Origin of the sequence: Streptomyces sp. SID5910 (assembly GCF_009862125.1) — a bacterium.
In the GTDB taxonomy this organism is placed as follows: domain Bacteria; phylum Actinomycetota; class Actinomycetes; order Streptomycetales; family Streptomycetaceae; genus Streptomyces.
The window spans coordinates 1-7,765 of sequence record NZ_WWHX01000465.1; the positions used below are offsets into that span (position 1 = coordinate 1).

Consider the following 7,765-nt stretch of genomic DNA (forward strand, 5'->3'; position numbering starts at 1 on the left):
TGCCGCCTTCGGCGGCACCACGCCGCTGGTCACCGAGGCGCTGGTGAGCATCACCGGCGACGAGCTGATGCCCGCCTACTACCTGATGGCGGCCGGCGTCATCGGCCTGGTGACGGTGAAGTTCCTGCCGGAGAGCGCCCAGGTGCCGCTGCACGGCTCGCAGCCCATGGTCGGCTCCCAGAGCGAACAGCGGGAGCTGATCAGCACGTCCAAGGACCTCTACAGCTTCTCCAAGGAGCGCTCCGCGAGCCGGTGAGCCGCACGGTCAGCCCGGTCCATCCGGTCCGCCCGGGGACGGCCGCGCCGGGCGGACCGGGCGGCCAGGGCCCCCGAGCCCACCGCCACCCCGGCGAAGACGAGGGCGCTGCCCACGGCCTGCGCGGCACCGTAGGAGCCCGTGCCGACGAGCGGGGCCGTGCCGGCGGCGGCGACCGGGATCAGGCCGGAGAACAGGGTGGCGCGCTCGGCCCCGATGCGCTGCATGCCCATGTACCAGCACACGAACCCGACGACGGTGACTACCGCCGCCTGCCACAGCAGCGCACCCGTCTCGACCGCGTCCGGCCGGCGCAGCCAGCCGGCGCCGTCGATCAGCACACCGGCGAGCGCGGACTCGACGGCGGCGATCCCGCACACCACCGTGGACAGCAGCCGCGGCCCCAGGGGACGCAGGACGGGCACGGCGAGCACCGCGAACCCGACCTCGCCGGCCAGCGCGCACACGGAGAACGCGATGCCCGCGCCGTCGGTGCGCCCCCAGCCCTGGACCGTGAAGGCGCCGACGGCCACGAGCGTCGCGCCGTACAGCACGGCGCGCTGCGGCCGACGCCCGTCCAGCAGGGGGACGAGCACGGCCACGACGACGGGCGCGCAGCCGACGAAGACACCGGGGACCGCCGGTTCCGCGGTGCGTTCGGCCGCGAGGACGGCCAGGTTGAAGCCGACCATGCCGACGGCCGCGAGCAGCGCCAGCCGGAGCCAGCGGGCGGCGCCGAGCGTGCGCAGCCGGGCCGCGGCACCCGGGCCGGCGAGCGGGACGAGCAGCAGGAAGGCCAGGCCGTAGCGCAGGAACTGGCCGCCGGCGTACGGATAGTCGCCGAGCAGGCTGTTGGCGGTGAAGGAGCCGCCGACGAGGACACAGGCGAGCGCGGCGAGCAGGGCCCCGCGCGTGGTGGTGGAGTTCATGGCCACGACGTTAGGAAGTACGGCGGTCCGCCATGAGGTCCACTTCCCGGGCGCCGTCGGGGACCAATCCGCGCCCGGCGACCCTCGCTCGGGCCCTACGCCTCCCCCGGCTCGCGGTCCGAGGCGGGCCACACGTAGGGCAGGTCGTCCGGGACCCCCGGGAAGAGAACGGCGTAGGCGTCCGGGTCCTTGCGCACCAGTGCCGAGCGGTGGCTGCGGTGGAAGGCGTCGTCGCCGAGCCAGGGCGGCAGTTCCCCGGCGGCGGCCAGCTCCGGCTGGTCGCGCACGGCGGTGCCGGGGTGGGAGGCGGCGAGCCCGGCGACGAGCTGGGCGGCGCAGCTGTCCTGGTGCCCCTGCTCCCGCCAGACCCGGCAGATCTCCAGGCCGTAGCGGACGAGGGCCTCCTCGTAGCCGGTCCACATCCGCACCGCCGGGTGCCGGCGCCAGCCGTAGCCGGGGACGGTCAGGCCGCGCAGCACCTGGAGCGCCTCGACCCGCTGCTTGCCCAGCCGGCGGCGGTCCAGGGCGAGCGCCGACTCCCGGAAGCCGGGGTGGGGCAGGAAGGTCTGCATGACGGTCCTCCTCCGGTCAGCCGGGGAACAGGCCGCGGCGGCGCAGGTCCCGGCGCCGTTCGGCGTAGGCGAGGTCGTCGCGCCACAGACGGCCGGCGGCGGCCCGCATCAGCGGGCGCAGGGCCGGTGCCAGGCGGCGGGCCACGGGGAAGCCGGGCCGGTCGGAGGTGGCCAGCACCGCCTCGGTGACCACGGTCCGCGGCCTGCCCCGGTCGTCGGGGCCGAGCGGCGTGGCGTGGCTCTCCACGACGGACCCGGCGCCCTCGCCGTCGGTGATGCGCATGACCACGGTGCGCGGTCCGGGCGCGGTGAACTCGGCCCGTACGGGGACGACGAGCCGCCCGGTGAGCCGGAAGGAGACGTCGACCACGAAGCGGTCGTCGTCCCCGGTGTCGTCCGGGGCCCTCAGGACGGTGAGGTCGACGAAGGAGTACGGGTGGAACCAGGCGCCGTGCCACGGGTCGAGCCGGTTGGCGACGACGTCCTCCGGCTCGCAGACGCCGGTGCCGCGCCAGACGGACGTCAGTGACGCCGCCGGGTCCGGTCTGGCGGGCACGACGGGGGCGGGCGTCGGCGGCTCCTGCCCCACGCCGTCCAGCCGGACCCACACCAGGACGCCGTCGTCGTGAACCGGCAGGGGTTCCCAGCCGGCGAACGGGGTGCCGTCCAGGGCGAGTCCGTGCCAGTGGCACACGAGGGTGCCGCACCGCACCGGGCTGTCGGCCAGCGGGGCACCGAGGTGCGGGCAGACGCCGGGCCCGCCGACCAGGCGCCCCCGCGCGTCCCGCCAGACGACGACCTCGACGCCGTCGACCGTCGTGGCCAGCGGCCGGGTGGGGCGTACGCCGGTGGCGGCGCCGAGGACGTACCAGTTGCCCGAGGGACGCGCCAGCGCGCGCTTGAGGGCCCCGGCGACGAGGGCCGGCCGGGCCTCGCGCCAGGTCGGGCGCTGCGCCTGCCAGGGGACGGGGTGGCGGCGCAGGCGCAGCGGGTACCGTCCCCGGCGGGGGCGGGGGTCCTGGTTCATCGGGCCTCCTCGGCCTCGTGGGGCACCGTCGGGGGGCGGGACGGGGGACGAGACGCGGGCGTGGCCCGGGCCCCGAGCCGGGCGGCCAGCACCCGGGCGAGCCCGTCCGCGGCGACGGCCGCGCGGCGTCCGCGGGAGACCACCGCGCGCCGGTGCAGTACCGCGTACCCGCCGTCCGCGACGGCGTCGAGGATGTTCCGGTAGAGCACGTACGCGGTGCGGATGCAGGGCCGGGCGACGGGGTCGAGCATCGCGATGCCGGGCACGGCCTCGCGGTAGACGGCCCGGGTGAGGTCCTCGGCGGCCCGCAGCGCGGCGGTGATGCGCCGGTCGTGGCGGCCGGTGCGCCGGCTCCAGCGCAGCAGGGACCGCTCCACACCGTGCGCGGCGAGCAGGTCGGCGGGGAGGTAGACCCGGCCGCGGTCCAGGTCCTCGCCGACGTCCCGCAGGAAGTTGGTCAGCTGGAAGGCGACGCCCAGCGCGGCGGCGTGCGGGGCGGCCTCGGCGCGGGGCGTCACGGTGCCGAGGACGGGCAGCATCTGGAGGCCGATGACCGCGGCCGAGCCGTGCATGTAGGCGCGCAGATCGGCGTACGTGGCGTAGTCGGTGACCGTGAGGTCGCTGCGCATGGAGGCCATGAACGCGGTGAAGTGCTCCGGGTCGATGGCGTGGCGGGCGGCGGTGTCGGCGACGGCGAGCGCGACGGGCTCCCCGACGGGCCGGCCGCCGGTCAGCGCGTGCCGCAGGCGTTCCTCCAGCCGGGTCAGCGCGGCGGCGCGCTCGGCGGGTGCCGCGTCGGCTCCCATGTCGTCGACGATGTCGTCGGCCCACCGCGCGAAGCCGTACAGGGCGTGCACGGACGGTCTGCGGTCGACGGGCAGGAGCCGGGTCGCGAGGAAGTAGGTGCGTCCGTGGCGGGCGTTGAGACGGCGGCAGCGGGTGTAGGCGGCGCGCAGCACGGGGTCGGTGATGCCGGCGGCGTCCAGCTCACGGCGGGTCATCGGCCGCCGCCCTTCGGGGCGGTGCCGGTGATGCGGGCGGCGGCGAGCTTCCCCGAGATCAGCACGGTCGGCACCCCGACGCCCGGGGTGGTGCCGCAGCCGGCGAGGACCGCGTTGTCCGTGCCGCGCACCAGGTTGCGGGGCCGGAAGGGCCCGGTCTGGGCGAAGGTGTGGGCGACGGAGAAGGGGGTGCCCGCGGCGTGGCCCTGGGCGGTCCAGTCGGCGGGCGTCACCAGGCACTCGGCCTCGACGGCGGCGGCGATGCCGGTCAAGCCCCGGCGTTCCAGGGTGGCGAGGAGGCGGTCGCGGTAGCGGGGCGCGAGGTCGCTCCAGGCCTCGGCGCCCGGGCCGATGTCGGTGTTGGGGCAGGGGGCGAGGACGTAGTGCAGGTGGCGGCCCGCGGGGGCGAGGCCGGGGTCGCCGGCGGTGGGCCGGGTGATCAGCAGGGACGGGTCGGTCATGAGGGCGCCGGTCCGGGTCAGTTCGTCGAAGGTCCGCCGCCACGCGGTACCGAAGGACAGGGTGTGGTGGGCGAGTTGGGGCCAGGTGCGGGTGGTGCCGGCGTGCAGGACGACGGCGGACGGCGCGTGGCGCAGCCGCAGCGGGCGGCGCGGGCGGCGGCCCAGCAGCCGGTGCGCCACGGGCAGGTCGGGGGTGAGGACGACGGCGTCGCAGGGGATGCGCTCGTCGGCGGTGACGACGGCGGTGACGCGGCTCCCGGACCGTTCCAGGCGGGTGACGTCCTGACCGAGGCGCAGGTCGGCCCCGGCGTCGGCGGCAGCGGCGGCCATGGCGCGGGGCAGGGCGTGCATGCCGCCGCGCGGGAAGTACACGCCGGCCACGGTGTCCATGTAGGCGATGACGGCGTAGGCGGCCAGGGCGCGGGCCGGCGCGACGCCGGCGTACAGGGCCTGGAAGGAGAAGACCCGCTTGAGGCGTTCGTCGGTGAGGAAGCGTCCGATACGGGCGTCCAGGCGGCCGAATCCGCCGAGGGCGGCGAGCCGGGCCAGGTCGGGGGTGAGCAGGCCGAACGGCGAGTCGAAGTTGGCGTCGATGAAGCGGCGCATCTGCACGGCGTACAGCCGCTGGAGCCAGGTGCGCAGCCGCCGGTACCCGGCCGCCTCACGGGGCCCGGCGAACCGCTCCACCTCCGCTTCCATCGCGTCCGCGTCGGTGTGCACGTCCAGGGTGCCGCCGTCGGCGAAGCGGGCCCGGTAGGCGGGGTGGAGGGGCAGCAGCTCGACCCGGTCACGCAGGCGCTCGCCGACGGCCGCGAAGGCCTCGTCAGCCAGGTGGGGCATGGTGAGGACGGTCGGGCCGGTGTCGAGGTGATAGCCACCGACCTCACGCCGCCCGGCCCGGCCACCGGGCAGCGCCTCACGCTCCACAACCGTCACCCGCCGCCCCGCCCCCAGCAGATGCAGAGCAGCGGACAACCCCGCAAGCCCCGCCCCGACGACCACGACGTGCCCGGTCCTCCCGGACACGGTGCGCGTCATCGGGGCCCCCGGGTCGCGGACGGGCGGACACCGGGCCGGCTTCCGCGCCGGGCCCCTGGCCGGGCCTGCGGCCGGTCTCCGTGCCGGTCACCTGGCCGGCCCTGCGGCCGGTTTCCGTGCCGGTCACCTGGCCGGTCCTGCGGCCGGTCCCCGGGCAGGTCCCCGCACCAGACCCCTCGCCGGCCCATCTGCGGCCGGCCCCCGGGCAGGTTTCTGGGCCGGGCCACTGGCCGGTCCTGCGGCGGCCGGCCCTCGGGCAGGTTTCCGCACCAGACCCCTCGCCGGTCCTCCGGCCGGTCCCCTGACCAGACACCTGGCTGGCCCACCGGCCGGCCCACCGGCCGGCCCCCGGGCCCGTACTCCAGCCGGCTCCCTGGCCGGTGGCCGCTCCAGACCCCTCGCCGGCCCTCCGGCGGGCCCCCTGGCTGGTTCCCGGGCCGGGCCCCTGGCCGGGCCTGCGGCCGGGTGCTGCCGTCGTCGGCCCTGGTGGGGCGCATCGGGGGTCCTCTCGTCGTCGCGGCGGTCTGCCGCGCGGGGTCCGTCGGCTGCCGTGCCCACGCCGGCCGGGCGGGGCTCCGGGGCAGACGCGGATCCGGGTGCGCCGTCCGGCTCCGGCCGGCGGAGTGGGTCCGCGTCAGCCTTTCCCTCTTTGTCTCCGGCACGGCGGCGCCCGGGCGCGTCCACGCCCCGCTGTCACCCGCCCGGCGGGTACCCGGGCCCCGGGCGGGTGCCCGACGGGAGCCGCCCAGCGCGCCGTACGGCCGCGTGCGGTACGGGGAGGGAATACTCCGCCGGAGCCGGGCCGTCCCGGGCGCGCAAGCCGTGCGGGCGGCGCAGGTCGCACGGGCGGCGCGGGTCGTACAGGCGGCGCAAGCCGTACGCGCGGCGCGGGTCGAACGGGCGGCGCCGGTCGTGCCGGGATCGCGGGTCGTACGAGCGGCGCAGCCGTGCGCGCGGCGCGGGTCGTACGGGCGGCGGCGATCGTGTCGGGCTCGCGGGTCGTGTGGGGCGGGCAAGTCGTCGTATGTCGTCCGGTGTCGCGGGCGGGGCGGGTGGAAGGAGGCAGACCGTGGTCGACGTGGACATCGTCGTGGTCGGGGCCGGGGCCGCCGGGCTTTCCCTGGCGCACCGGCTCCCGGGCGGTACACCACGCCGCCCCGCCCCCTCCGTCGTGCTGATCGAGCCGCCCGACGGTGAACTGCGGCCGCCTCCCCGCACCTGGTGCTTCTGGGAGACCGGCCGCGGCCGCTTCGACCCGGCGGTGACCGCGTCGTGGGAGTGGCTGCGGTTGCGCGGCCGGGACGGTGCGGTCGTCCTGCGCCACATCGCGCCCGCGCGCTACAAGATGATCCGCTCGGACGATTTCGAGGCGCTGGTGGACCGCGACCTGAAGGACCGTCCGGGGCTGCGGCGCCTGGAGGCCACCGTCGGCACGGTGACCGCGCTGCCGGACGGCACCGTCCGGGTGTCGGCCACGGACGCCGCCGGCACGCACGTCTCGCTGTCCTCCCGCTGCGTCTTCGACTCGCGCCCGCCCGGCCGTCCGGCCGCCGCCCGCACCCGTCTCCTCCAGCACTTCCGCGGCTGGTTCGTCCGCACCGAACGGCCGGTCTTCGACCCGGCGGTGGTCGACCTGATGGACTTCCGCACCCGGCAGCCGGCGCGCGGCCTGTCCTTCGGCTACGTCCTGCCGACCGGCCGGCACACCGCGCTGGTCGAGTACACGGAGTTCGGCCCCGAGCCGCTGACCGCGGAGCGCTACGACCGTGAGCTGGAGGACTACACGCGTCGCGTCCTGCGCATCGGCGCCGCGGAGGTCCTGTCGACGGAGCAGGGGGTGATCCCCATGACCGACGCCCGCTTCGAGCGGCGGGCCAAGGGCTCCGGCACCGTCTTCCGGATCGGGACGGCGGGCGGGGCGACACGCGCCTCCACCGGCTACACGTTCGCCGCCGCGCAGCGCCAGGCGGAGGCCGTCGCCCGCGCCGTGCGCGCGGGCCGCAGCCCGGTCCCGCCGGCCCCGTACCCGGCCCGGGCGCGTCTGATGGACGCGGTGCTGCTGCGCGCGCTGGACACCGGCCGGGTCGACGGCCCCGACCTGTTCTTCCGGCTGTTCGACCGCGTCCCCGCCCGGCGGCTGCTGCGCTTCCTCGACGGGCGGACCCGGCTCCACGAGGACCTGGCGGTCGGCGCCCGCACCCCCGTCCTGCCGATGCTGCGCACGGCCGCCGAACTGCCGTGGCTGCCCCGCCGCCACCCCACCGCCCACTGAACCGTCAGGAGCCGTCGATGTCCCTGCTGCGCGATGCCGCGCTGGCCACCGCCTTCGACCGGGGCGCCGAGCGCTACGACCGGCTGGTCGCGCTGAACCCCGGCTACCACGCCCAGTTGCGCCGCTCCGCCCGTCGGCTGGCCCTCGCGGACGGCGGTGCCGGACGCCGGGTGCTCGACCTGGGGTGCGGCACGGGCGCGTCGACGGCG

The 7,765-nt window shown here is 77.2% G+C and carries 6 protein-coding genes and 2 pseudogenes; 3 read left to right on the plus strand and 5 right to left on the minus strand.

The features are described from left to right. Window positions 1-256: pseudogene (locus GTW67_RS16255) on the plus strand (MFS transporter); the annotation flags it as partial. On the opposite strand, the gene GTW67_RS16260 reads toward GTW67_RS16255, so the two are convergent. The 5 genes from GTW67_RS16260 to crtI form a co-directional block, all read right to left on the minus strand. After that, complete coding sequence (locus GTW67_RS16260; RefSeq protein ID WP_237518892.1) at window positions 220-1,185, minus strand: DMT family transporter; 966 nt, start codon at window positions 1,183-1,185, stop codon at window positions 220-222. The pseudogene GTW67_RS16255 and the gene GTW67_RS16260 sit on opposite strands and share 37 nt — an antisense overlap. A 95-nt stretch (window positions 1,186-1,280) precedes the next feature. Continuing rightward, window positions 1,281-1,757 carry an MSMEG_6728 family protein gene (locus GTW67_RS16265; protein ID WP_161165536.1) on the minus strand — a complete coding sequence of 159 codons (477 nt, stop codon included), beginning with the start codon at window positions 1,755-1,757 and terminating at the stop codon, window positions 1,281-1,283. 16 nt (window positions 1,758-1,773) lie between these two features. Further along, window positions 1,774-2,784: a Rieske (2Fe-2S) protein gene (locus GTW67_RS16270; RefSeq protein WP_161165537.1), complete on the minus strand. Its 1,011-nt coding sequence runs from the start codon at window positions 2,782-2,784 to the stop codon at window positions 1,774-1,776. Next, window positions 2,781-3,785, minus strand: coding sequence for a phytoene/squalene synthase family protein (locus GTW67_RS16275; protein ID WP_161165538.1), 1,005 nt, complete (start codon window positions 3,783-3,785; stop codon window positions 2,781-2,783). Before GTW67_RS16275 ends, GTW67_RS16270 begins: the two co-directional genes overlap by 4 nt. Further along, window positions 3,782-5,284 (minus strand): phytoene desaturase family protein, encoded by a 1,503-nt coding sequence (crtI, locus tag GTW67_RS16280; protein ID WP_161165539.1) that lies wholly within the window; start codon window positions 5,282-5,284, stop codon window positions 3,782-3,784. Before crtI ends, GTW67_RS16275 begins: the two co-directional genes overlap by 4 nt. 1,069 nt (window positions 5,285-6,353) lie before the next feature. On the opposite strand from crtI, the gene GTW67_RS16285 reads away from it, so the two are divergent. After that, complete coding sequence (locus GTW67_RS16285; protein WP_161165540.1) at window positions 6,354-7,556, plus strand: lycopene cyclase family protein; 1,203 nt, start codon at window positions 6,354-6,356, stop codon at window positions 7,554-7,556. Between the two features lie 17 nt (window positions 7,557-7,573). Further along, window positions 7,574-7,765 (plus strand): annotated as a pseudogene (locus GTW67_RS16290) (ubiquinone biosynthesis methyltransferase UbiE); the annotation flags it as partial.

Excerpts from the sequence above, each read along its gene's own strand:
- GTW67_RS16260 (WP_237518892.1), bottom strand. The coding sequence starts at position 1,185 with ATGAACTCCACCACCACGCGCGGGGCCCTGCTCGCCGCGCTCGCCTGT.
- crtI (WP_161165539.1), bottom strand. The coding sequence starts at position 5,284 with ATGACGCGCACCGTGTCCGGGAGGACCGGGCACGTCGTGGTCGTCGGG.
- GTW67_RS16270 (WP_161165537.1), bottom strand. The coding sequence starts at position 2,784 with ATGAACCAGGACCCCCGCCCCCGCCGGGGACGGTACCCGCTGCGCCTG.
- GTW67_RS16275 (WP_161165538.1), bottom strand. The coding sequence starts at position 3,785 with ATGACCCGCCGTGAGCTGGACGCCGCCGGCATCACCGACCCCGTGCTG.
- GTW67_RS16265 (WP_161165536.1), bottom strand. The coding sequence starts at position 1,757 with ATGCAGACCTTCCTGCCCCACCCCGGCTTCCGGGAGTCGGCGCTCGCC.